Origin of the sequence: Desulfarculus baarsii DSM 2075 (assembly GCF_000143965.1) — a bacterium.
GTDB classification, from domain to species: domain Bacteria; phylum Desulfobacterota; class Desulfarculia; order Desulfarculales; family Desulfarculaceae; genus Desulfarculus; species Desulfarculus baarsii.
The window spans coordinates 2,357,708-2,380,532 of sequence record NC_014365.1; the positions used below are offsets into that span (position 1 = coordinate 2,357,708).

The following is a 22,825-nucleotide window of genomic DNA, read 5'->3' on the forward strand; positions in this document are numbered from 1 at the left end:
GACCGCCGGCCGTGGGTAAACCACGCCGGGCAACGCCAAGCCGAGAGGGAGCGAAGTGGCCGACAAGTCAAAGCAGGCCGGAGGGTCGATCATCGAGCAAGCCCGCCGCCACATGCAGGAGCGCGAAAACACCTACCGCGAGATGGCCCTGAAGATGTATCCGTGGGTCTGCGGGCGTTGCGGCCGCGAGTTCAGCGGCAAACGCCTGCGCGAACTGACCGTCCATCACAAGGACCATAACCACGACAACAACCCGCCCGACGGCAGCAACTGGGAGCTGTTGTGCGTCTATTGCCACGACGAGGAGCACTCGCGCTACACCACGGCCCAGTTGACCGCCCAAGCCCCGCCGGCCAGCCGCGGCGGCCAATCCCTGGGCCCCATGGGCACCTTGGGCGATCTGCTCAAGGCCAAGTTGGGCCAGTGACGAGCGCCCGCCAAAAGGTTCAGGGCCGGTGTCGGTCGAGGAAATCCCGGGCCGCCCGCTGGGCCAGGGGCGCGTTGGGGCTGAGCCAAAAGCCCAGGTGGGAGCCTTCCTCGATCCAGAAACGCTCGCTGCCGACGATGTGCTCGTGGGCGTAGACGCCGTCGTAGAACTTGACGTCGGCGTCGTGGGTGCCGTGGACGATCAGCGTCGGGCAGGCGATCCTTTCCACGGGCAGATGCGTCAACTGGCGCATCAAGACCATATCGTTGTCGGTGCCGGGCTTGCGCGTGGCGTAGGGGTTCATGGTGTTCATGAAGGCCCGAACGAAGTCCTTGGCCTCATCGGAGCCCATGGCGTAATCCAGGTGGGCCTTCAGTTGGCTCTTGGTGAAATAGGCCTCGGACTGGAATATCTGCTTCAGGAACAAGTCGGGCCGGGCCTCGCCGATTTTTTTCAGCAGCTTCTGGCCCAGATCGGTGGTGAAAATGGCCTGGGCGATGGCCCCGGCGGTCTCGGGCATGTCGTAATAGCCGCTGACGCAGTCGATGGCCACCAGGGCCCAGACGCGCTCCGGGTGGCGGATGGCCATGGCGTAGGCCGGCGGGCCGCCGGCCGAGGCGGCGATCACGGCCGCCTTGTCCAGGTCAAGGGCGTCGAGCAGGGCGGCGAACAGGTCCGCCTGATCCTCGAACCCGCGGCCGCTGTCCAGGGGCGTGCCCAGGTAGCCGGGCCGGCTCACCGATAAGATGCGATAGCGCCGCGGGTCCAGCCAGGCGGCGATGACCCTGGCTTGGTCCACGCCGCCGATGCCGCCGTGGCAGACCAACGCCACCGGGCCGTCGCCGGCGCTCAGGTCACACTCCACCGGCCCTTTGGCGGTCTGGACGATGCGCGGCTGGATGGACACTCCGGGCAGCAATTCGATTTTTTCAGACAAAACTGTCACCTCTGGTTCGGGCTCATCGAAATATTGGTCGGACAAGACGCGGCCCGTGGGCGAACAAGCCCCGAAAGCGGCCAGTCCAACCACGGGCGCGGCGTATGATCAATCGAGGTAGAACCACGAACCGACAAGCAGCGTCTTGCCGTCGAGGGTCACGCCCTTGACGTATGAGCGGGTCTGGCGCGGAGTCGCGTCGTTGGACACGGCCCAGGGCGCGTCGATCCAGCCGGCGCCCTTGGCCTTGACCAGGGCCAGTTGCTCACTGACAACCGACGCTCCGGAAGGCATTTTGCGGTCGGAGATGTTTTTGCCCTGCAGATCGGGCGAGGCCGTGTTGACCAACTCCTGGCCGCTTTCCTCGCAGACGAACAGGTTGTCGCCGACGTCGGACTTGCGCAGTTCGTCGATGGCGGCCATGCCCTTGGCCTCGATCAGCGCCGCGGCCTTTTCGGCGATGGCCTGGGCCTTGGCTTCTTTTTCATCGGCGGCCTGGGCCGCGCCCAGGCAAACGAAAACGGTCAACATCGCCAGCGACCCCAGCATCAGCATTTTTTTCAGCATAACGCGATCTCCGAATGTATGGTTAACGGGTCAATCGGCCTTGTTGCGGCCGGTTGTCATTTCATGTTAATAAGATACCCTTTCTTTGACAAGCCTTTTAACCCTTGCCGGAGCGTCGTCGATGGTGGAGCTTACGCCCCGGGCCGCCGCGGCCCTGAGACAAATCCTGGGCCAACGGGGCTGGAGCCAGGCCGTGCGGGTGGTCATCGCGTCCAGCGGCTGCTGCGACGCGGCCCTGGGCCTGCGTCTGGAGCCCGCCACGCCCGACGATGTGCTCTGCCAAAGCCACGGCCTGAACCTGGCCCTGGCTAGACGCGCGGCCGACCTGGCCGGGCTGGTGCGCGTGGACCTGGCCGACGATGGCGAGGGCTTTGTCATCACCTCGGCCAAACCGCTGGGCGAGTGGGACGGCTTCGGCGTCTGCCAGGTGCTGGGCTGAACCGCGCGGTTCGACCGCGTTTGAAATTCGCGTGACGTCGCGCCAGCGCCACTGGCCGCCGGCCGCCAGGCGGGGTATCTTCAGTTAAAGACGGCCTGTCGGGCGGCCCGGCCATGACGGCCCGGCGCGGACCCACGGCCAAGGCGGAGCCGGCGTGCAGCAAAACCTCTCCCATTGGGTCCACGACATCGACCCGGTGCTCATTCAAATTTATGGCGATTTCGGCGTGCGCTACTATGGCCTGGCCTACATCCTGGCCTTCGTGGGCGGCTATCTGTTCCTGCGCCTGGCCTGGCGCAAGGGCCGCTCGCCGCTGGACCCGGAAAAGATCGACAATGTGTTTTTGGCCATCGCCGGCGGGGTGATCATAGGCGGTCGGCTGGGCCACGTGCTGTTCTACGAGCTAGGCCATTTTCTGGGCGACCCGCTGATGGTCTTCCGGCTGTGGGACGGCGGCATGTCCAGCCACGGCGGGTTCATCGGCGTGGCCCTGGCCCTGATCTGGGCGGCCCGGCGTTATGGCCTCTCCTTCGCCGAGTTGGGCGACCTGATCTGCCCCATCGTGCCGCTGGGCCTGATGATGGGCCGGGTGGCCAACTTCATCAACGGCGAGCTGTGGGGCACGCCGTCGCAAGCGCCGTGGGCGGTGGTCTTCCCGCGTAGCGCACCGCCGGGCGTGGCCCTGGAGCAGGTGGCGGCCCGGCATCCGTCGCAGCTATACGAGGCGGCGCTTGAGGGGTTGCTGCTGCTATTGATTTTTCAGTGGCGATTCTGGTTTACGAAGGCAAACAAATTTCAGGGGCGGCTTAGCGGCGAATTTCTGATACTCTATGCGATAGTGCGGATCTTCTGCGAACAGTTCCGCGAGCCGGACGCCGGGCTGATTCTGGGGATGAGTCGCGGTTCATTTTACAGCCTGTTTTTGCTGGCGTGGGGCGCGGTTCTGTGGTTTCGCTCCGGCCCTCGGGTGGAGAAGGCGCCCCCCGGCAGCAAGAAGCAAAAAAATAGGGTATAGATTAAGCCGATCGTTTTTGCCGATTTCGATTGCAATAACCTATTGGACTGACCAGGGAGTTTTACATAGAATGGGCGCAATATGTAGATTTTATCCCATTAGTTAAGGTTGTTATTGATGCATCCGGCCATCGGTTTCCCCTAATATCCGATAGTGGATGCTACCAGGGTTTGGTGAAAGGGGAAGCCGAGGCGGTTTTTGGACCTTCCCGCGAGTTGCCACGAGAGCATACCCCACGCCTCCCCAAGCCGCGCCCCTCGCTCCGAACCGTCTCTGGCCACGGGCCCGAGCCAGCACCGATCGTGGAGGCAACATGACCGAGGTTTTCGAACCTAAGATTTTGGCCATCTGCTGCCAGTGGTGCTCGTATGCGGCGGCAGATCTTGCTGGGGCCATGCGCCTGCAGTATCCGCCCAACGTGCGGATCATCATGGTGCCCTGCACCGGCCGGGTGGACGCCCTGCACATGCTGCGGCCCTTCGAGGAAGGCGCCGACGGCGTGTTGTTGTCGGGCTGCCTGCCCGGCGACTGTCATTACAAGGATGGCAATCTGAAGGCGGCCAAGCGGGTGGATTACGTCAAGGGCATGCTCGCCTCCCTGGGAGTGGAGCCAGAACGCCTGGAGATGTATCATAATTCCTCGGCCATGGGCCCTCAGTTCGCCCAGACCTGTCGGGACTTCACCGAGCGAATCATCGGCCTGGGGCCTATTTACGGCGCCGGGCAAAAGGCGGCCTGAGCGCCTTTTAACATGCTGAAATACGTACGATTTCAAGCGACGTGCTTGTGATCGTTTTTTCAATCTGCATAGGCAAGTCATCAAGGAGCTTATTAGGATGGCTGACAAAACCAAGAAGCCAGTCGGAGCCGTGATGGTCGTCGGCGGCGGCATCGCCTCCATCCAGGCTTCGCTGGATCTGGCCGATAGCGGCTATTACGTCTACATGGTCGAAAAGACCTCGGCCATCGGCGGCGTCATGGCCATGTTGGACAAGACCTTCCCGACCAACGACTGTTCGATGTGCATTCTCTCGCCCAAACTGGTCGAGGCCGGCCGTCACCCCAACATCGAGGTGATCACCCTGGCCGAGGTGCAGGACATCAGCGGCGAGGCGGGCAACTTCGAGGTCAAGGTGCTGCAGAAGGCCCGTTACATCGACATGAGCAAGTGCATCGCCTGCGGCGCTTGCGCGGCCAAATGTCCCAAGCGCGTGCCCGACGAGTTCAACCAGCGCCTCAACAACCGCCACGCGGCCCACGTGCGCTATCCCCAGGCCGTGCCGCTGAAGTACGCCATCGACAAGGAAAACTGCCTTTACTTCCAAAAAGGCAAGTGCCGCGCCTGCGAGAAGTTCTGCCCGGCCGACGCCGTGGACTTCGGCCAGCAGGACGTCATGCACACCCTCAACGTGGGCTCGGTGATCCTGGCCGCCGGTTATCGCCCGGTGGACCCGGGCCAGTGCGGCATCCACACCAGCGCCTTCCAGAACTTCCCCAACGTGGTCACCGCGTTGCAGTTCGAGCGCATCCTCAGCGCCAGCGGCCCCTGGATGGGCCATCTGGTGCGGCCCGGCGACAACAAAGAACCCAAGAAAATCGCCTGGTTGCAGTGCGTGGGCTCCCGCGACATCAACACCTGCCAGAACGGCTACTGTTCGGCTGTGTGCTGCATGTACGCCATCAAGGAGGCCATCATCGCCAAGGAACACAGCCACCACGGGCTGGACACCTCCATTTTCTTCATGGACATGCGCACCTTTGGCAAGGACTTCGAGCGCACCTACGAAGGGGCCAAGCAAAAGGGCATCCGTTTCATCCGCAGCCGCAACCCCTCCATGATCGAACTGCCCGACGGCAGCCTGGAGCTGAGCTGGGTCGATGAAAAAGGCAAGCTCTCCACCGAGGTCTACGACCTGGTGGTGCTCAGCCAGGGCCTGGAGATGGACCCGGAGACCGCCGCGCTTTGCCGCAAGATCGGCGTCGAGACCGGCCAGAGCCGCTTTGTCGAGACCGGCTCTTTCACCCCGGTCGAGAGCAGCCGTCCGGGCATCTACGTCTGCGGCGCCCTGGCCGGGCCCAAGGACATCCCGCTGTCGGTCATGGAGGCCTCGGCCGCCGCTTGCGCCGCCGCGGCCAACATCCACAGCGCCCGCGGCACGATGATCACCGAGCAGGTCAAGCGCCCCCAGAAGAACGTGGGCGGCGATCCGCCGCGGGTGGGCGTGTTCGTCTGCTCGTGCGGCATCAACATCGCCGGCGTCGTCGACGTGGATGCGGTCAAGCAATACGCGGCCACCCTGCCCAACGTCGAATACGTCGAGAACAACCTCTTCACCTGCTCGCAGGACACCCAGGACAAGATGGCCAAGGTCATCGAGGAAAAGGGTCTCAACCGCATGGTGGTGGCCGCTTGCAGCCCACGCACCCACGAGCCCCTGTTCCAAGAGACCCTCCAGGCCGCCGGCGTCAATAAATACCTCTTCGAACTGGCCAACATCCGCAACCAGGACTCTTGGGTCCACGCCAACGACCCCGTGGCCGCCACCGAAAAGGCCAAGGATCAGGTGCGCATGGCCGTGGCCAAGGCCAGCCTGTTGGAGCCCCTCACCGAAGCCCGCCTGAGCATCCTGCCCAAGGCCATGGTCATCGGCGGCGGCATCGCCGGCATGAACGCGGCGCTGGAGCTGGCCAAGCAGGGCTTCGAGACCCATCTGGTCGAGCGCGACATCAAGCTGGGCGGCAACGCCAGGATGCTGCGCGTGACGGCCAAGGGCGATCTGGTTCAGCCCTACCTCGAGCAACTGGCCGCCAAGGTCCAGGCCGAGCCGCTGATCCACCTGCACCTGGGCTCGACGCTCAAGGACGTCGACGGCTTCGTGGGCAACTTCAAGACGACGCTCGTCTCCGACAAGGGCGAGGAGGTCGTCGAGCACGGCGCGACGCTTCTGTGCATCGGCGCCGGCGAATACAAGCCCACCGAATACCTCTATGGCCAGCACCCGGGCGTGATGACCCACCTGGAGTTGGATTCGGCCCTGATCAACGGCCAGATCGATCCCAAAAAGACCAACTCCGTGGTGTTCATCCAGTGCGTGGGCAGCCGCGAGCCCGAGCGGCCCTACTGCTCCAAGGTCTGCTGCACCCACTCGGTGGAGTCGGCTCTGCACTTCAAGGAGTCCAACCCCGACTGCCAGGTGACGGTGATGTACCGCGACATGCGCACCTTTGGCGAGCGGGAGTACCTCTACCAGAAGGCCCGCGCCCTGGGCGTGATGTTCGTGCGCTTCGACCTGGACCGCAAGCCGGTGGTCGAGCTTGACGGCGACCAGCTCCAGGTGCGGGCCTACGATCCCATCCTGGACATGGACGTGGCCTTCCCGGCCGACGTGGTGGGCCTGGCCACGGCCATCGTCAGCCACCGCCAAGAGGAACTGGCCCAGATGTTCAAGCTGCCCATGGACTCCGACGGATGGCTGCTGGAGGCCCACGTCAAGCTGCGCCCGGTGGATTTCGCCACCGACGGCGTGTTCATGGCCGGCATCGCCCACTATCCCAAGCCCATCGAGGAGGCCATCAGCCAGGCCCAGGCGGCGGTCAGTCGGGCCATCACCGTGCTGTCGCGCAAGGAAATGTTCCTGCCCGGCACCGTGGCCGTCATCGACAAGAAAAAGTGCGTGGGTTGCGGCGTGTGCTGGGAGATCTGCCCCTACTCGGCGATCACCCAAGACAGCGCCGACGGCTTGGCCGTGGTCAACGAGGCCCTGTGCAAGGGCTGCGGCACCTGCGTGGCCTCGTGCCGTTCGGGCGCGCCCAACCTCAAGGGCTTCAGCAACCAGGACGTGATGAGCCAGATTACGACCATGCTTCAGGGCTAGGCGGCCCGGCAGCGTGCAGCTGGAGAACGATATAATGAGCGACAAGGAACAATTCGAGCCGCGGATAGCAGCTTTCTTCTGCAACTGGTGCACCTACGGCGGCGCGGACCTGGCCGGCGTCAGCCGCCTGCAATATCCGCCCAACATCCGCGTGGTGCGCATCCCCTGCACCGGGCGCATGAGCCCCAAATTCATCCTGCAGGCCTTCCGGCAGGGCGCCGACGGCATCTGGGTCAGCGGCTGCCACCCCGGAGACTGCCACTACATCGCCGGCAACATGTACGCCCGGCGACGTTTCGCGGTCCTCAAGAACCTCTTGGAGTACGTCGGCCTGGAGCCCGGTCGCATTCACTTCTCCTGGATCTCCTCGGCCGAGGCCACCAAGTTCCAGGAGACGGTCATCGAGGTGACCAACGCCGTGCGCGCGCTGGGGCCGGCCAAATTCATGTTGAAGGACATCGCTCCCCAAGCGCAGCGTGAGGTGGCCTGATGCAGCAGCGAACTGAAAAAATCCGCGAGGCGGCCAAACGCCTTCTGGCCGAAGGGGCGGTGGACGTGGTGCTTGGTTATCGCGCCGGCACGGTGCCCATGCGCGAGCAACCCTTTGCCGCCCGCAGCGTCGAGGAGGCCGACGAACTGGTCTGGAGCAGCTTCTGCTGCAACAACCTGGCCAACTTCTTGGTGCGCCGCGACGAAAAGACCGCCATCGTGGCCCAGGGCTGCGTCAGCCGCAACATCGTGGGCCTGCTCCAAGAAAACCAGATCGACCGCAAGCGCCTGAAAATCATCGGCGTGCCCTGCCTGGGCATGGTCTCGCGCTCGAAGGTGCTGGACAAGATCGGCAACAAGACGGTCTTTGCCGTGGAAGAGCAAGGCGAGGAACTGGTCGTCAAGGGCAAGGGCTTCGAAGAGCGCTTGAACCGCAAGGAACTCCTGCGCGACAACTGCTTCACCTGCCAGCACCGCAATCCGGTCATTTCCGACGAGATGGTTTGCGAGCCGGTGCAGGACGCCGCCGGTGGCGACATCGACAAGATGGCCGCGCCTTGGGAGGCCCTGGCCCCCGAGGAGCGCTGGTCCACCTTCAAGGAGGCCTTTGCCGACTGCATCCGTTGCTACGCCTGTCGCGACGCCTGTCCGCTGTGTTATTGCCACGTCTGCTTCGTCGACGAGTCCAAGCCCCAGTGGTGCGGCAAGACTCAAGACGAGGCCGACGTGCAGACGTTCCATATCTTGCGCGCCTTCCACTGCGCCGGCCGCTGCACCGACTGCGGGGCCTGTGAGTCGGCCTGCCCCATGGGCATCAAGATGCGCGTCTTGACCAGCAAGATCGAAAAGGACGTGCGTCAGATGTATGGCTACACGCCGGGCATGGACGAAAAAGCCACGCCGACGATGAGCGTGTACCGTCCCAACGACCCGCAGGACTTCATCAAGTAAGGGTGGCTGCCATGGCAGACAAAATATTGGCCAAAGACAAGCTGGACGAGTTCATCGCCAAGCTGCGGGAAGAAGCCGACGTTTACGCGCCCGCGCGCGTCGGCGCCAAGACCACGTGGCAAGAGGTGAACGGCGCCGAGGGTCTGGACTGGGATTTCACCAACACCGAAATGTCCCCCAAGGACTTTTTCTTCCCCCAGACCGAATGCATGATGCGCTTCAAGAACGCCAAGGATGATCCCGAGGGGATGATCATGAAGGCCGAGGAGTTGCTGCCCCGGTCGCGGGTTCTTTTGAACATGCGCCCCTGCGACGCCAAGGCCTTCCAGGTGCTGGACATGATCTTCGTCCAGGACGAGATGACCGACGACGTCTATTGGCGCGACAAACGCGAAAAGACCTTGGTGGCCGGCCTGGCCTGCAACGAGCCCTGCCCGACCTGCTTCTGTTCGTCGGTCAACTGCGGCCCGCACCACCAGGTGGGCATGGACCTGCTTTTCGTGGACCTGGGTGACAAGCTTCTGGTGAAGGTGCTCACCGAAAAGGGCGAGGCCGCCAGCGCCGACCTGCCCCCGGCCGCCGCCGCCGACGAGGCCAAGGCCGCCGAACTCAAGGCCGCCGCCGAGGCCGCCATCAGCTCCAAGGTCTCGCTGGACAAGATCAACGCCCGCGAGGTGCTCGATCTCTACAATCTGCCCATGTGGGACAAAGTGCACGAGGCCTGCCTCAACTGCGGCACCTGCACCTTTGTCTGCCCCACTTGCCACTGCTTCGACATCCAAGACGAAGTGCAGGGCCAGGAAGGCCGCCGCGTGCGCAACTGGGATTACTGCATGAGCTGGCTGTTCACCATGCACGGCACCGGCCACAACCCCCGCGGCAAGAAAAAAGACCGGGTGCGTCAGCGCTTCATGCATAAATTCAAGTACATCCCGGTCAAGCGCGACGGCGAGATCGGCTGCGTCGGCTGCGGCCGCTGCATTCAGATGTGCCCCGTCAACATCGACGTTCGTCAGGTCGTCGACCAGATGAACTCCTAGAGGAAGGGACGGGATAAGTCATGAGAAACACGTATGTCCCTTACCCGGTCCGCATCAAGGACGTGATCGTCGAGACCGAGGACAAACAGCTTCGCTCCTTCTGGTTCGAGTTCATCAACCCCGAGGACGCCGAGGCCTTCAACTACACTCCGGGCCAGTTCGCCGAGCTGAGCATCAGCGGCTACGGTGAAATCCCCATCGGCATCGCCTCCAGCCCCACCGAGGGTAAAGACGTCCTGTTCACCGTCAACAAAGTCGGCGTGGTCAGTTCGCAGCTGCACAACATGAAGCCCGGCGACGTCATGGGCATCCGCGGCCCCCTGGGCAACAGCTATCCCCTCAAGCAGATGGAGGGCAAGAACGTGGTCATCGTGGCCGGCGGTTTCGCCGTGACCACCCTGCGCTCGACCATGAACTGGCTGCTGCACCCGGACAATCGCGATCGTTACGGCAAGATCACCTTCATTTACGGCGCGCGCACCCCGGGCATGCTGCTCTACGAAAACGAGTGGCGCAACTGGATGCAACGCGGCGACTGCGACATCCACGTGACCATCGACCGCGATTGCGAAGGCTGGGACTGCCTGGTGGGCTTCGTGCCCTCGGTCACCGAGCAGGTCGCCCCGCCGGCCGAAAATTCCGTGGCCCTGATTTGCGGCCCGCCGATCATGATCAAGTTCACCCAGCCGGTCTTTGACAAGCTGGGCTGGCAACCCGATCAGATCGTCCTCAGCCTGGAAAACAGGATGAAGTGCGGCATCGGCATCTGCGGCCGCTGCAACGTGGGGCCATATTACGTCTGCAAGGACGGCCCGGTCTTCACCAAGGAGCAACTGGACAAGCTGCCAAGCGAATACTAGCAGCCAAGCAAGGGGGCGGCCCGAGCGCCCCCTTTAAAAATACATAAATACCCTAGCTAAACCATGGGTTTCGTTTTCATCCTGTCGCCAGGGAGGAAGAAATGCCCCAGGCCATCACACCCAAAACGCTCTCGCAAGAGGCGCACGAAAAGCTCAAGAAAGCCAACCTCAACCTGTGCCTGACCTGCGGCACCTGCAGCGGCGGCTGCCCGATCACCGGCAACCCCAGCGAGGACATGCAGGGCATGGATATCCGTAAGGTTTATCGCATGCTGGCCTATGGCATGGTCGACGAAGTGGTCAATTCGCGTTTCCCCTGGCTGTGCACCGGCTGTGGCCGCTGCGCCGCCGCCTGCCCCATGGACATCGACACGCCGGCGATCATGGGCTACATGAAGCACTTGCGCCCCCGCGATCAGGTGCCGGGCATCCTGCACAAGGGCGTCGAGCAGGTGTTGGCCACCGGCAACAACATGGGCATCTCCAAGGAAGACTATCTTTTCACCATGGCCGACATGGGCCGCGAGATGGCCGACGATTGCTGCCCCGGCTTTTACGTGCCCGTGGACAAGCAGGACGCCGACATCCTCTTCTTCCCCAACTCCAAGGAAGTCTACGGCGACTTCGAGGACATGCTGTGGTGGTGGAAGATCTTCTACGCGGCAAAGGAAAACTGGACCATCCCCAGCGAGAACTGGGAGGCCGTGGACTGGGGCTTGTTCACCGGCAACTACGAGGCCACGCGCATCCTGGCCCAGCGCAAGATCGACATGATGAAAAAGTTCAACATCAAGCGCATGATCATGCCCGACTGCGGCGGCGGCTCCTATGGCTGCCGCATGGGCATGAAGACCTGCGCCATCGATGATCCCAACAACGTGGTCAACTGGATTTATCTCTACGACTACCTCAAGGAGATCATCGCGCAGGGCCGCGTCAAGCTGGACAAGAGCGTCAACGCCGGCAAGATTTTCACCTGGCACGACAGCTGCAAACACGGCCGCGAGTTGGAGCGCCATTATGGCCACGGCTACTTCGATGAGCCCCGCTGGATTATCCAGCAGTGCGTCGACGAGTTCGTGGACATGGAGCCCAACCGCATGAACGGCAACTGCTGCGGGGCCGGCGGCGGCAACTGGCCCATGCCCTACGAGGCCGACTCGGTGTGGCACGGCCGCAAGAAGTTCGAGTCGATCAAAAACAGCGGGGCCCACGTGGTGGTGGTGGGCTGCTCCAACTGCCACGACCAGATCATGAAGCGCCTGCCCAAGTTCTACACCGACTATAAATACGAGGTGAAATACATCTGGGAGTTGGTGGCCGACTCGCTGGTCATCGAACCCTGGGACGACGACATGGTGGCCAAGGCCGAGGCCGAAGCCGCCGAGCAGTGGGAGCGCCTGGGCGTGGACCTGGACGCCGGATACTAGGCCAACGCCTCGCGACGACGCCGGCGGTCGGGGATGGTTGTCTCCGACCGCCGCTTTTTTCGCCCCAAGCGCCAAAAAACCTGGATCAAAAAAGCGATCGGGCGGACTATAGGACAAAGGCTCGTGACGAAAACAACTTGCGCTAGGGTGAAACCAAGCGATGCATTCGTTGACGGAGGCCTTTGCCTTCTCGGCCATCGTGGGCCAGGAATCGATGAAACAAGCGCTGCTGCTCAACGCGGTCAACCACATGGTTGGCGGCGTGCTGATCCGCGGCGAAAAAGGCACGGCCAAATCCACCGCCGTGCGCGCCCTGGCTGCCTTGCTGCCACAGATCCTGGTGGTCGAGGGCTGCCCCTTTGGCTGTGATCCGGCCGCGCCGGCCAAACTATGCCCTTATTGCGCCCAGCGCCTGGCCAAAGGCGAAAAACTGCCGAACCTCCTGCGCAAGGCTAGGGTAGTCGATCTGCCGATGGGCTCCACCGAGGACCGCTTGTTGAGCTCGTTGGATTCGGAACGGGCCATCAAGCACGGCGAAAAGCACTTCGAGCCGGGCATCCTGGCCGAGGCCAACCGCGGCGTGCTCTAGGTCAACGCGGTGAACCTGCTGGAGGATCACATCGTCGACGTGTTGCTGGACCGCTTTGGCCTGTGCGCCCAAAAGGCCCACGCCGCCGGTCACCGCGCCGAGATCGTCATGCGCCGCGCGGCCTTGGTTTTGGTCCATCGCCGCCGCACGCCGTCGCCAAAGCCGGTACAGCGGCCAGAAAAACCGCATGAGCGACATCCCGAGCCGAATGCGTGCCGAGACGCTGCCGGACGCGTTACGCCTGGAGGAGCGCGGGCGCTGAACGGTGGCGCGGGCGAGGCAAAATTATAGCGAAGATAACCACTTGCGGGCTAGGTCGCGGTTTTTCTGACACAAACGTGACAAAGCATTCACGCGCTGTCGTTAACGGTTTCCCCCGCGCCAAGTGTAGTCCAGATTGTGTAAAGATTTGAAAAATGGGCTTGCGTCATAATCGTAAATAGAGTACTCAATAATAATCGCTGGCTGAACATCGATCAAATACTGTAGAGCACCACGCCTGCCCAACGCTCGAAACAAACTGCACGCAAAGGGTTGTAACTCGTGATTGAAACCGACGGCAGAACCATGACCAAGCGCAATGACAGGCAACACGCAAAGTCACTCAAGGAAAAACCGTACAAAGTCGGCCTGCAGAAAGCGCAATATTTTTTGCCGGGGGCGGCGAGTTCGCCAGAGAGAAAACCACTGAAAGTTTGCATTTTAGCCTGTGACATAGTTGGACCTATCCGTAACGGTGGAATCGGTACGGCCTATACTTATCTTGCCAGATTTCTGAAGCACCATGGACACGATGTAACCATTCTTTATACCTTAGGAAAGTATTGCGAAATTGGAACAATTGACCAATGGATAGAATTTTATAATAATGAAGAAATAGAGTTTATTCCGCTACCACATATTCTTTCAACACGATTCGCCGACAATGGAATATCCGATTCGGTGCGTCAGTCATATGACGCCATGGCCTGGCTTAAAGACAAACAATTCGACGTGGTGCACGTAAGCGAATGGCGCGGCATAGGTTATTTCCCATTGTTGGCGAAACGTTTGGGATTGTTGGAGCACCCACCGCACTTCGTCGTCAAATGCTCGTCGCCGACATTGTGGGCCAACAAGGGCGGTTGGCAACTGCCAATGCGCTTGGTCGAGCTTTCCTATGAACGTCTGGAACGTTGCTCGGTGGAATGGGCCGACACCGTGATTAGTGGATCATCAGACCTTCTCGACTGGATGATCGAGCACGGGTACGATCTGCCTGCGGAAACATATTCTCACAAGAATATTTTACCGCTCATCGATGATTTTTTGGATGGCAGTAAAACAGGCAAGCGCGAACAGGTCGACGAACTAGTATTTTTTGGCCGCTTGGAGCCACGCAAGGGCATTGAGCTTTTTTGCCGCGCCTTGGATATGTTCAGGCATTCAGACGTCAAACCACGTAAAATCACCTTCCTGGGAAAACGATCAAACCTTTTCAATATAAAAGATGCTTTAGCCGCGCGAAACTATCTTGGAATTGAATTTGAGATTATTGACAACGCCTCTCAACCAGAAGCGATTCGTTATTTAAAGGAACCAGGACGGCTGGCGGTGATGCCTTCCATCCTGGAAAATTCTTCATTTTGCATTTACGAGTGTTTGGCATATGGCATTCCCTTTGTGGCTAGCGGCACCGGCGGCAATCCAGAATTGGTCGCGCAAGAATATCACGACGAAGTAATGTTTCCCCTGATGCCATCGGCAATCTTCAAAAGCATTGTCAACGCGCTGAAGAATGGCGCCATAAACCCCGCTCCATCGTTTTCGCTTGAAGAAAGCGAGTCCATTTGGTCGGACTGGCACTATTCGCTTTCCAACGTCCTGGCCGCGGAACGTAGCTCGCGCAAAACCAACGCTATCGAATCGATAAGTGAACCGCCCTTGATATCAGTGTGCCTCTCCACCTACAATCGGTCACACGGCGCGCGCCGCGCGATCGAATCGATAAAGGCGCAGGATTATCCAAATATTGAAATATTGGTCGTGGATGATGGCACGGACAACCCATACGACATGGCCGAAATGCGCCGCATCGCCGACGAGTTGCACTCCGAAGGCCACAGGGTCGTATTTCAGGAAAATCAATATCTTGGCGCGGTAAGAAACAAGTGCATTTCTGAAGCCAGGGGTGAGTATCTATTTTTCCACGACGACGACAACGTAGCATTGCCTGGTGAAATCAAGAAAATGTTTTCGGCCATGCAAAAAACAGGCTGCGATATTCTGACTACATTTGGTTATAAATATGTCGAAGAAGACGATGAATTCGCCTCTTACGAAGAAATAATACAAAAAGATTTGTCACATTGTGACATCATTCCTTTTTTGGGTGGAGGCTTGGCGCTTGGCCTATTCAAAAACGTATTTGGCGATTCAAACAGCCTGCTGAAAAAGCAGGTCGCCATCGACGTGGGTGGATTCACCACGGATTATGGCATTATCCAGGAAGACCATGAGTTCTTCGCAAAATGCGTTCTAGCTGGCAAAAAGTTGCTGGTTTACCCCGAACCCACATATATATACCGCTGGTCAAACCGCGGCATGATGCGTTCACAAAGCGCAATCGCCGGGCGTTTGCGCGTCGCCAGAGCGTACACGCAGCACATCCCCCGCGAACTGGAACAGATCATTTACATGGCCCAGTCACAGTTTTTTGAAAACAATAAAAACGCCAATTTCGTGCGTCTGATGACGCCATGGATTGAAAGCATCGGCGAGGTGAGCGAGCTGATGAAGAACATGACAAAAAAAGGCTAGGCCCGGAGCTTGTCAATGAACATTTTGATCACCGGCGGCGCTGGATTCATCGGCGTTAACCTCACGGCTAAACTCAACGCTATTGGTGTCTCCCCGCGCATAATCGATAATGAAGTTTTGGGCAAGGAAGCCAACCTGGCTGGCCTATCCTATACTTATATCAAGGCCGATATCCGCGACGCCAACGCCTGCATCGACGCCGTCAAAGGCATGGACTGCGTGGTCCATCTGGCCGCCGACACCAGGGTCATTCCTTCCATCGAAAACCCGCGTTTCAACTTTGACAACAACACGTTGGGCACCTTCAACCTGCTGGAAGCCATGCGTCAAACCAAGGTCGGACGCATCGTCGCCGCCTCCACCGGCGGGGCCATTTTGGGCGAAAGAACGCCGCCTGTGCATGAGGAAATGCTGCCCAAGCCTGTCTCGCCTTACGGCGCGTCAAAACTGGCCATGGAAGGCTATTTGTCGGCCTTTGCCGGCAGTTACGGCATCGCCGCCACGGCACTGCGTTTCTCCAACGTTTATGGTGAACGCAGCATACATAAAGGCAGCGTGGTCGCGGCGTTTTTCCGCAGAATCATCGCCGGAAAATCGATAACAATATATGGCGATGGCGAGCAAATACGCGATTATGTCTACATTAAAGATCTCTGTGACGGCATCATCAAGGCCGTCAATTCCGGCAAGGCCGGCGTGTTTCAATTGGGCACGGGCATTCCCACCACGCTCAATCAACTGGTCGCGCTCATGCGTGAAGTGACCGGCCGCGAGATCGAAGTTTTGTACGAGCCGTTCCGCGACGGCGAAATCCGTCACACCTATTGTGACATCGCCAAGGCCAGGCGCGAGTTGGGCTTCGATCCCGCCACGCCGCTGAAAGACGGCCTGACCGCCACCTGGAACTGGTTTTTGGCCCAATAATCTCGCGGGATGCGTCTGACTGAAAGCGGCCCTGGCGGCCGCTTTTTTCGTCGCCACCCCTGCCCGTGGCGCGGCCGCGGGGCGACGCTTTTGGCTGGCGCATCGGGCCGGCTTCAGGCTTAATAAATATGCGCCAACTTCGCAACCAACCGCCAGAGGTGAGCAAATTGCACGACCAAGACGCCCTGCGCTATCACCGTTACCCGCGCCCCGGCAAGATCGAGGTCACGCCAACCAAGCCCTGCATGTCCCAGGCCGACCTGAGCCTGGCCTACACCCCCGGCGTGGGCGTCCCCTGCCTGCGGATCAAGGACGACCCCGACGCATCCTTTGATTACACCTCGCGCGGCAACCTGGTGGGGGTGATCACCAACGGCACCGCCGTGCTGGGCCTGGGCCACATAGGCCCGCTGGCCGGCAAGCCCGTCATGGAGGGCAAGGCGGTATTATTCAAAAGATTCGCCGACTTGGATGTTTTCGACATCGAAGTAAACACCACCGATCCCGACGAATTCATCCGCACCGTCGAGCTGCTCGAACCCACTTTCGGCGGCATAAACCTCGAAGACATCAAGGCCCCGGACTGCTTTTACATCGAGGACGAACTCAGCCGGCGCATGTCCATCCCGGTCTTTCACGACGATCAACACGGCACGGCCATCATCTCGGCGGCCGCGCTCTTGAACGCCTGCGAGCTGACCGGCCGGCGCTTGGAAACCACGCGCGTGGTCATCAACGGCGCCGGCGCGGCGGCCATGGCCTGCGCCAAGCGCTACATCCAGCTTGGCGTCGCGCCCGACAACCTGCTCATGGTCGATTCCAAGGGCGTGATCTTCCAGGGTCGCCAGGCAGGCATGAACCCCTACAAAGCGGCCTTTGCCCGCCAAACCAGCCTGCGCACCCTGGAGCAGGCCGCGCGCGGGGCCGACGTGCTGGTGGGCTTGTCGGTCAAGGGGGCCTTCACCCCCGAGTTGCTGGCCGTGATGGCTCCCAAGCCCATCGTCTTCGCCCTGGCCAACCCCGACCCGGAGATCGATTATCATCAAGCCAAGGCCGCCCGGCCAGACGCCATCGTGGCCACGGGTCGATCCGATTATCCCAATCAAGTCAACAACGTGCTCGGCTTCCCCTTCATCTTTCGCGGGGCCTTGGACGTGCGCGCCACCACCATCAACGAACAAATGAAACAGGCCGCCGTGCTGGCCCTGGCCAAACTGGCCCGCGAGGACGTGCCCGACTCGGTGCTGCGGGCCTATGGCGGCCAGCCCATCCACTTTGGCCCGGAATACCTGATCCCCAAGCCGCTGGACTCCCGCGTGCTGCTGGCCGTCACCCCGGCCGTGGCCCGGGCCGCCGTGGAAAGCGGCGTGGCCCGCGTGGGCCTGCCCGAGCCGGCGGCCTATCTCCAGGCCCTGGAGGCCAGGCTGGGCCCCGAGCGCGAGATCATTCGCAAGATCATCATCCGCGCCCAACAGCACCCCAAGCGCATCGTTCTGCCCGAGGGCGATCATCCCGTGATCATGCGCGCAGCCCATCAGGCCGCCGCCGAAGGCGTGGCCCGGCCCATTCTCCTGGGCGAACCCCAACGCATCCAGGCCACCGCCGCCGGGCTGGGCCTATCCCTGGAGGGCGTGGAGATCGTCGACAACCTCAACAGCCCGCTCTACGACGAGTTTTGCGACCAACTATTCGCCCTCAGGGCGCGCAAGGGCTGGTCCCGCGAGGAAACCAGGCGCCAACTGCGCCACCGCTACGTTTTCGGGGCGATGATGGTGCGCCAGGGTCTGGTCGACGGCCAGGTCCACGGCGTGGCCCACTCCTACCCCGACGCCATCCGGCCGGTGCTGTGGGTCATCCCCCGCCGACCGGACGTGGCCAAGGTCTCGGGGCTTTATCTGATGGTCTTGCGCCAACGCACTCTGTTGTTCGCCGACGCCACGATCAACATCCATCCCAGCGCCGATGATCTGGCCGAAATCGCCATGCTTTCGGCCGAAATGGCCCGGTTCCTGGACATGCGGCCACGGGTGGCCATGCTGTCGTTTTCCAACTTCGGCAGCACCCGCCACCCCGACGCCACGCGCGTGCAAAGGGCCGTGGAGATCGTCCGTCAACGCCAGCCCGAGCTGACCATCGACGGCGAAATGCAGGCCGACACCGCCGTCGATGAAATGATTCTCGGCGAAAGATTCCCCTTCAACCGTCTGGGCGGACCGGCCAACGTGCTGATCTTCCCCGAGCTTTCCGCGGCCAACATGGCCTATAAGCTGCTCGATCGCCTGGGCGGGGCCACCGCCGTGGGCCCCATCTTGATGGGCTTGACCAAGCCTTTCAATGTGGTGCAACGCGGCGCGGACATGGAAACCGTGGCTAACGTCATCGCCCTGACCGTGGCCCAAGCCAAGGCCCAAACGCCGGCTTGATTCAGTGTAGGCGGCCGCCTGGCGGCGTTTGCCCCCCAGCGGGCTCGTCGGCGGGCGGTTTGTTGGCGGGGCGTCCGCGACGGCGTAGCTGCATCTCCAGATAGGCCTGACTGAAGGGGTATGGCCCGCTCATCAGCAAATGGCAGGGATAAAGCCGGCAATCGGCCGAGCAATAGGCAATCTTGCGCTGGACGGCGCATTGCAGGATCGGGCAGACCCCGCCCATGATCTTGAGTTGAGCGGCCAGCTTGACCTGGGCCTGCTCCTCGAGCCCGCTGCCGCAACAGCCGCACTTGCCCTGACGAAACAGCCCGCAAACCAGGCAGTTGACGCCACAGGCCCCCGTGCCTTCAGCCATTGCCGCCGCCAGTCGTCAGCCTGTGGATCAGCAGGTTGGTCAGGGCCCAGACGCCGTCCAGGGGCAGATGCTGGGCCGTCCGCGAATCCACCCCCACCACGGCCCTGGCCGGAAATTCATCGTCGGCCAGCCACAACAGCACCCACAGTGGCAGCATCGGCAGGCCCGGCAGGCGCACGGCCACGTCCGCGCCATCGATCGACTGACCGCCCATGGCCAGGGCCCGCGCGATCAAGCCCTGGCCGTCCGCGCCAAAGCGTTGCTCCAGGGCCGGGGTGTTGACGGCGTGGGGGCCGTTGAAAAACAGCTCGCCGCCCACCAACTCGCGGGGGGTGACCATCTGGCCGCTAGGCGAGGCGCCCGTGGAAAAGGCCAGGGTCTTGACCAGAATCAACGCCACCTGATAACCCACGCGGCGCTCCGGGGCCTCGACGCTGGTCAGCTTCATGGCCGCCGGCTCGACGCAATAATCGCGCCCCAGCAGCGGCAAAACAAAACACGCGCCATCCCAGCGCGCGCCGCAGGCCGCGGCCGCCGCCAGCGGGTCGCGGCCGCGTAGATCGTCCCACAGGGCCAGGGGCAGATCCTCGGCCCAACGAAACAGCGTGTTTTCCTCGGGATCAGCCGTTGCCATCGTCCAACTCCACGCCGGCGCTGTGCACCACCCGGCGCATGTATGGGCGCTGGCCCTTCTTTTGCTTTTCGCCGGCCCGGAAACGGGCGTAAAGCTCCAGATAGCGGGCCAGCGAACGGCGCATGTCGCGCCGTGGCGTCACCTCCTGGATGCCCCTGATGTCGCAATAAAAATCAGCAAGCTCCAGCGTTTCGGCCGAAACGGCCAGCAGCGAATCGGACCGCACCAGATCGTCCTGCACGGCAAAGCCCCGCGCCTTCATCACCCGGGGGCCGGTAAAGATAACCAGGGCGTTGGGTTCGGCGATGCAAACGTCGCCCAGGGCCGCGTAGGAGGCGATGGCCCCGCCCGAACTGGGGTCGGCCAGAATGGAGATGTAGGGAATGCCCAAACGCTTGAGGCGCTCCACCGCCGCCACCGTCTTGGTCATCTGCATCAGCGCCACGATACCCTCGTAAAGCCGCGCCCCGCCCGAACAACACACGCTGATCAGCGGCCAACGCTTGCGCGTGGCGTACTCCACGGCCATGCGAAACTTTTCGCCGAAAACAACACCCATCGAGCCGCCGGCAAAGGCGAATTCGCTGATGGCCAACACCACCGGATAGCCATGCACCCTGGCGTGGGCCGTGACCAACGATTCATTGAACGAACTGCAACCCTTTTGCCGATCGAGAAACTGGCGATAATAATCGTGAATTTCTTCCTCGGGCAAAACATCGGCCACGGTGATGTTGCGAAACAGCTCGTGAAAGGTGCCCGCGTCGGCCAGGGCGTCGACCCAACCGGCCGCGTCCAGCACGTGCTGCTTGCCGCAGTTGGGGCAGATCTGATGATTGCGCAGATAATCTTCCAGGGCGATCACCGCCCCGCAACCATCGCCGCTGGCCCCCTGGCGCTCCTCGCCGCAACGGATGTAAGCCTGGCCGGGCTTCATCAACGTGCCGTCGCCGTAGGAGGTGTCGTCGATGTGAATGGTCGCGCCGCTGGGGTCGGCGATGAGCTTGATGTCCACCGGCGGCTTGCTGAACGATTTCAGCGGTTTCTCGATAAACCGCTTGATCTCGTAAAACTTGCCTCGCCGCACCACGCCCATCTCCTCGGCCTGGTCCAGGCGCTTTTGCATCAGCTTTTCCAGCCGCGCCCGCGAAAGTTCCTTGACGGTCTTTTCCAGATAGGCCCGGACATTCTGGGCCATGCCTTCAACGTCGTCGACCCGTTTGGTCTGGGGGATGATCGTGTCGATCACATTGAAATGTTTCAGATCCTTGGCCCGCGACTTGCTGATGGCCAGGGCCTGCTCGATGCGGCCCGGATCGCGAAAAATGATCGCCGCCAGCGATTCCGGCGGGGCGGTGGCGTAGAGGGCGTCCTCCATGGCCGCCCGGCGGTCGGCCACCTGCAAGGCCAGCGCGCCGCCCGAACCGCCCTCGCCGATGACGATGCTGATGGTGCGGATAGGCACGTTCAAATAGGCCCGGATAAGGTTGGCAATAAAAAACGCCTGGAGCTGTCGCGCCGATTCCATCGAAATATCGGCGCCATAGGTGTCAATCAACGACAGCAGCACGGCGTCTTCGTGGGGTCCGGTTTCCTGCAGGCGTTGCAGCAGCCGCAACACCTGCGAATGCTCGGCCGCGCTGAGCATGCCCCAATTGAGCTTGCCCACGTCGGCGGCGCTGCGCAGCTTTTTGGGCTTTGGCTTTTCCTGGCCCACCACGTAGACGCGACGGTCGTCCAGGTGGCCCTCGCCGATGATCAACGAGTCTCCCTTGGCGCCATAATCGCGGAAATCTTGAAAAACATGCTGGATTATATCGGACGAACGCGGGCGGAAAGGATGGCGGGTGCGGGTCTTGAGTATGTCGATAAGCTTCAAGCTTCTCTCGCAGCGTGGGTTTCGGGGCCCCTACGGCCCCCAAAAAGCCTATGGCCGCGCGCGGCCTTGCGCAAATCGTAGTGTAGAGCCGCTGCCATGTCAAGCAGGGCCGCCGCGCGCCCCCCTCCACAAAAAAAGTTGCCACGACGCCATGGCTCTGCTATAAATCCGTGGCGCGGACGCCGGCCTTACGGCCATAATTCAGGCATCCGCCCCTTGTGGTGGCTGTAGCTCAGTTGGTTAGAGCGCCAGGTTGTGGCCCTGGAGGCCGTGGGTTCGAGTCCCATCAGCCACCCCACCCCACGTCGCCAAGTTTGGTGGATCAGCCACGGGTTGCATCGCGGCCAACGACAACCGCTCGGCCCCCCCACGTCGCCAAGGCTGGTGAGTCAGCCGCCAGGCGCTTGAATGCGTCGCGGCGCACGGCCTGGCCGAGACCTCATTGCCGCCAAGCATGACCGATTGATGGATCAGCGACCAGCCGTTTGGCCGCATCGTGGGGCGCTGATCCTGCCGAGCAAAATCTCTAATAAATCACGGTTGTTGAGATGTTGAACACGGGGCGCTTGGCTGCGTCGCGGGGCGTGGCCACGATGTGGCGGAGCTGGCGGGCGCGCCCCGGCCGCCGTCACGCCTCCACTAACCGCCGCCACAACTCATAGTGTTGGCTGCTGATCTCGGTCAGCTTGACGCCAAGGGCCGTCGCCACGTGGCTGTCGGCCGGCTCCAGCACGTGGCTGACCTTGCCGGTGGCCTCGATGCCGTGCTTGTGGATGAATATATGCAGCTCGTCACGCTGGCTGATGGTCGCCTCGCGCGGCACGCGCAGGCGCATGCCCTGGGCGCTGACTTCCGTCACCCAGGCCCGCACAGGAAACCAGCCGCCATCCGGGCACAGGTATTCCACGGTCGCCTGCAGGCTGACCTGCCGCCGCGCGGACATGCGTCGCGGGTCGGGCTCTTCCATTTCCATAACGCTTATCATGGGGCACGCTTATTCTGGCCATTCGCCGGGTCATGCTTTACACTGTAAATTTATTATAACAAATTATTCAGGAGTGAAAGAAAATACCACCCGCCCAACGCGCTGGGCCGGCCCGTTTGTTCATTCATGGGCAAACAGGCCTCGCCACTGTTGACACCGGGGCCACGCTGAACGCAAAATGGCCCAAGCGGCCGCTCGCCAGTT

At 61.6% G+C, this 22,825-nt stretch carries 21 protein-coding genes and 1 tRNA gene; 16 read left to right on the forward strand and 6 right to left on the reverse strand.

The window, feature by feature from the left end:
- The first annotated feature begins 55 nt into the window (after positions 1 to 55).
- Complete coding sequence (locus DEBA_RS18920) at positions 56 to 427, forward strand: YajD family HNH nuclease (protein ID WP_013258932.1); 372 nt, start codon at positions 56 to 58, stop codon at positions 425 to 427.
- Between the two features lie 19 nt (positions 428 to 446).
- Here the strand turns inward: DEBA_RS18920 and DEBA_RS10610 are convergent, their stop codons facing one another.
- Both DEBA_RS10610 and DEBA_RS10615 read right to left on the reverse strand, forming a co-directional pair.
- Entirely contained in the window at positions 447 to 1,373 is a 927-nt protein-coding gene (locus DEBA_RS10610) for an alpha/beta fold hydrolase (RefSeq protein WP_407639272.1), read from the reverse strand.
- A 99-nt stretch (positions 1,374 to 1,472) separates the two neighbouring features.
- A complete protein-coding gene (locus DEBA_RS10615; protein ID WP_013258934.1) occupies positions 1,473 to 1,931 on the reverse strand; it encodes a cache domain-containing protein in 459 nt (152 codons plus the stop codon).
- A 121-nt stretch (positions 1,932 to 2,052) separates the two neighbouring features.
- On the opposite strand from DEBA_RS10615, the gene DEBA_RS10620 reads away from it, so the two are divergent.
- From DEBA_RS10620 to DEBA_RS18925, 14 genes are all read left to right on the forward strand, one after another.
- Positions 2,053 to 2,370 (forward strand): HesB/YadR/YfhF-family protein, encoded by a 318-nt coding sequence (locus DEBA_RS10620; RefSeq protein WP_013258935.1) that lies wholly within the window; start codon positions 2,053 to 2,055, stop codon positions 2,368 to 2,370.
- Positions 2,371 to 2,524: 154 nt separating this feature from the next.
- On the forward strand, positions 2,525 to 3,385 hold the full coding sequence (lgt, locus tag DEBA_RS10625; protein ID WP_013258936.1) for a prolipoprotein diacylglyceryl transferase: 861 nt from the start codon (positions 2,525 to 2,527) through the stop codon (positions 3,383 to 3,385).
- A 313-nt stretch (positions 3,386 to 3,698) separates the two neighbouring features.
- Positions 3,699 to 4,124: a hydrogenase iron-sulfur subunit gene (locus DEBA_RS10630; RefSeq protein WP_013258937.1), complete on the forward strand. Its 426-nt coding sequence runs from the start codon at positions 3,699 to 3,701 to the stop codon at positions 4,122 to 4,124.
- 97 nt (positions 4,125 to 4,221) lie between these two features.
- Entirely contained in the window at positions 4,222 to 7,260 is a 3,039-nt protein-coding gene (locus tag DEBA_RS10635; protein ID WP_013258938.1) for an FAD-dependent oxidoreductase, read from the forward strand.
- A gap of 34 nt (positions 7,261 to 7,294) precedes the next feature.
- The gene (locus DEBA_RS10640; protein ID WP_013258939.1) at positions 7,295 to 7,750 is read left to right on the forward strand and encodes a hydrogenase iron-sulfur subunit; all 456 of its coding nucleotides are present in this window, start codon (positions 7,295 to 7,297) and stop codon (positions 7,748 to 7,750) included.
- Entirely contained in the window at positions 7,750 to 8,700 is a 951-nt protein-coding gene (locus DEBA_RS10645) for a 4Fe-4S dicluster domain-containing protein (protein WP_013258940.1), read from the forward strand. Before DEBA_RS10640 ends, DEBA_RS10645 begins: the two co-directional genes overlap by 1 nt.
- A gap of 11 nt (positions 8,701 to 8,711) precedes the next feature.
- Positions 8,712 to 9,740 (forward strand): 4Fe-4S dicluster domain-containing protein, encoded by a 1,029-nt coding sequence (locus DEBA_RS10650; RefSeq protein WP_013258941.1) that lies wholly within the window; start codon positions 8,712 to 8,714, stop codon positions 9,738 to 9,740.
- Positions 9,741 to 9,760: 20 nt separating this feature from the next.
- Positions 9,761 to 10,600 carry an FAD/NAD(P)-binding protein gene (locus DEBA_RS10655; protein ID WP_013258942.1) on the forward strand — a complete coding sequence of 280 codons (840 nt, stop codon included), beginning with the start codon at positions 9,761 to 9,763 and terminating at the stop codon, positions 10,598 to 10,600.
- A 101-nt stretch (positions 10,601 to 10,701) separates the two neighbouring features.
- Complete coding sequence (locus DEBA_RS10660; protein WP_013258943.1) at positions 10,702 to 12,030, forward strand: (Fe-S)-binding protein; 1,329 nt, start codon at positions 10,702 to 10,704, stop codon at positions 12,028 to 12,030.
- A 160-nt stretch (positions 12,031 to 12,190) separates the two neighbouring features.
- A complete protein-coding gene (locus tag DEBA_RS18415; RefSeq protein ID WP_013258944.1) occupies positions 12,191 to 12,619 on the forward strand; it encodes a magnesium chelatase in 429 nt (142 codons plus the stop codon).
- 9 nt (positions 12,620 to 12,628) lie between these two features.
- A complete protein-coding gene (locus DEBA_RS18420; RefSeq protein ID WP_187288543.1) occupies positions 12,629 to 12,910 on the forward strand; it encodes a hypothetical protein in 282 nt (93 codons plus the stop codon).
- A 252-nt stretch (positions 12,911 to 13,162) separates the two neighbouring features.
- Positions 13,163 to 15,418 (forward strand): glycosyltransferase, encoded by a 2,256-nt coding sequence (locus DEBA_RS17800; protein ID WP_148227844.1) that lies wholly within the window; start codon positions 13,163 to 13,165, stop codon positions 15,416 to 15,418.
- A 15-nt stretch (positions 15,419 to 15,433) separates the two neighbouring features.
- A complete protein-coding gene (locus tag DEBA_RS10675; protein ID WP_013258946.1) occupies positions 15,434 to 16,342 on the forward strand; it encodes an NAD-dependent epimerase/dehydratase family protein in 909 nt (302 codons plus the stop codon).
- 128 nt (positions 16,343 to 16,470) lie between these two features.
- Positions 16,471 to 18,765 (forward strand): NADP-dependent malic enzyme, encoded by a 2,295-nt coding sequence (locus DEBA_RS18925; protein WP_148227845.1) that lies wholly within the window; start codon positions 16,471 to 16,473, stop codon positions 18,763 to 18,765.
- A gap of 1 nt (position 18,766) precedes the next feature.
- On the opposite strand, the gene DEBA_RS10685 is transcribed toward DEBA_RS18925, so the two are convergent.
- The 3 genes from DEBA_RS10685 to DEBA_RS10695 are packed head-to-tail and all read right to left on the reverse strand — an operon-like array spanning position 18,767 to position 21,636.
- A complete protein-coding gene (locus tag DEBA_RS10685; protein ID WP_013258948.1) occupies positions 18,767 to 19,123 on the reverse strand; it encodes a hypothetical protein in 357 nt (118 codons plus the stop codon).
- A complete protein-coding gene (locus DEBA_RS10690) occupies positions 19,116 to 19,757 on the reverse strand; it encodes a DUF3786 domain-containing protein (RefSeq protein WP_013258949.1) in 642 nt (213 codons plus the stop codon). Before DEBA_RS10690 ends, DEBA_RS10685 begins: the two co-directional genes overlap by 8 nt.
- A complete protein-coding gene (locus tag DEBA_RS10695; RefSeq protein WP_013258950.1) occupies positions 19,744 to 21,636 on the reverse strand; it encodes a carboxyl transferase domain-containing protein in 1,893 nt (630 codons plus the stop codon). Before DEBA_RS10695 ends, DEBA_RS10690 begins: the two co-directional genes overlap by 14 nt.
- Positions 21,637 to 21,857: 221 nt before the next feature.
- Here DEBA_RS10695 and DEBA_RS10700 point away from each other — a divergent pair.
- Positions 21,858 to 21,934: transfer RNA gene (locus DEBA_RS10700), tRNA-His, on the forward strand.
- A gap of 330 nt (positions 21,935 to 22,264) precedes the next feature.
- Here DEBA_RS10700 and DEBA_RS10705 read toward each other — a convergent pair.
- Positions 22,265 to 22,621, reverse strand: a complete 357-nt coding sequence (locus DEBA_RS10705; RefSeq protein WP_013258951.1) for a PilZ domain-containing protein — start codon at positions 22,619 to 22,621, stop codon at positions 22,265 to 22,267.
- Positions 22,622 to 22,825 lie beyond the last annotated feature (204 nt).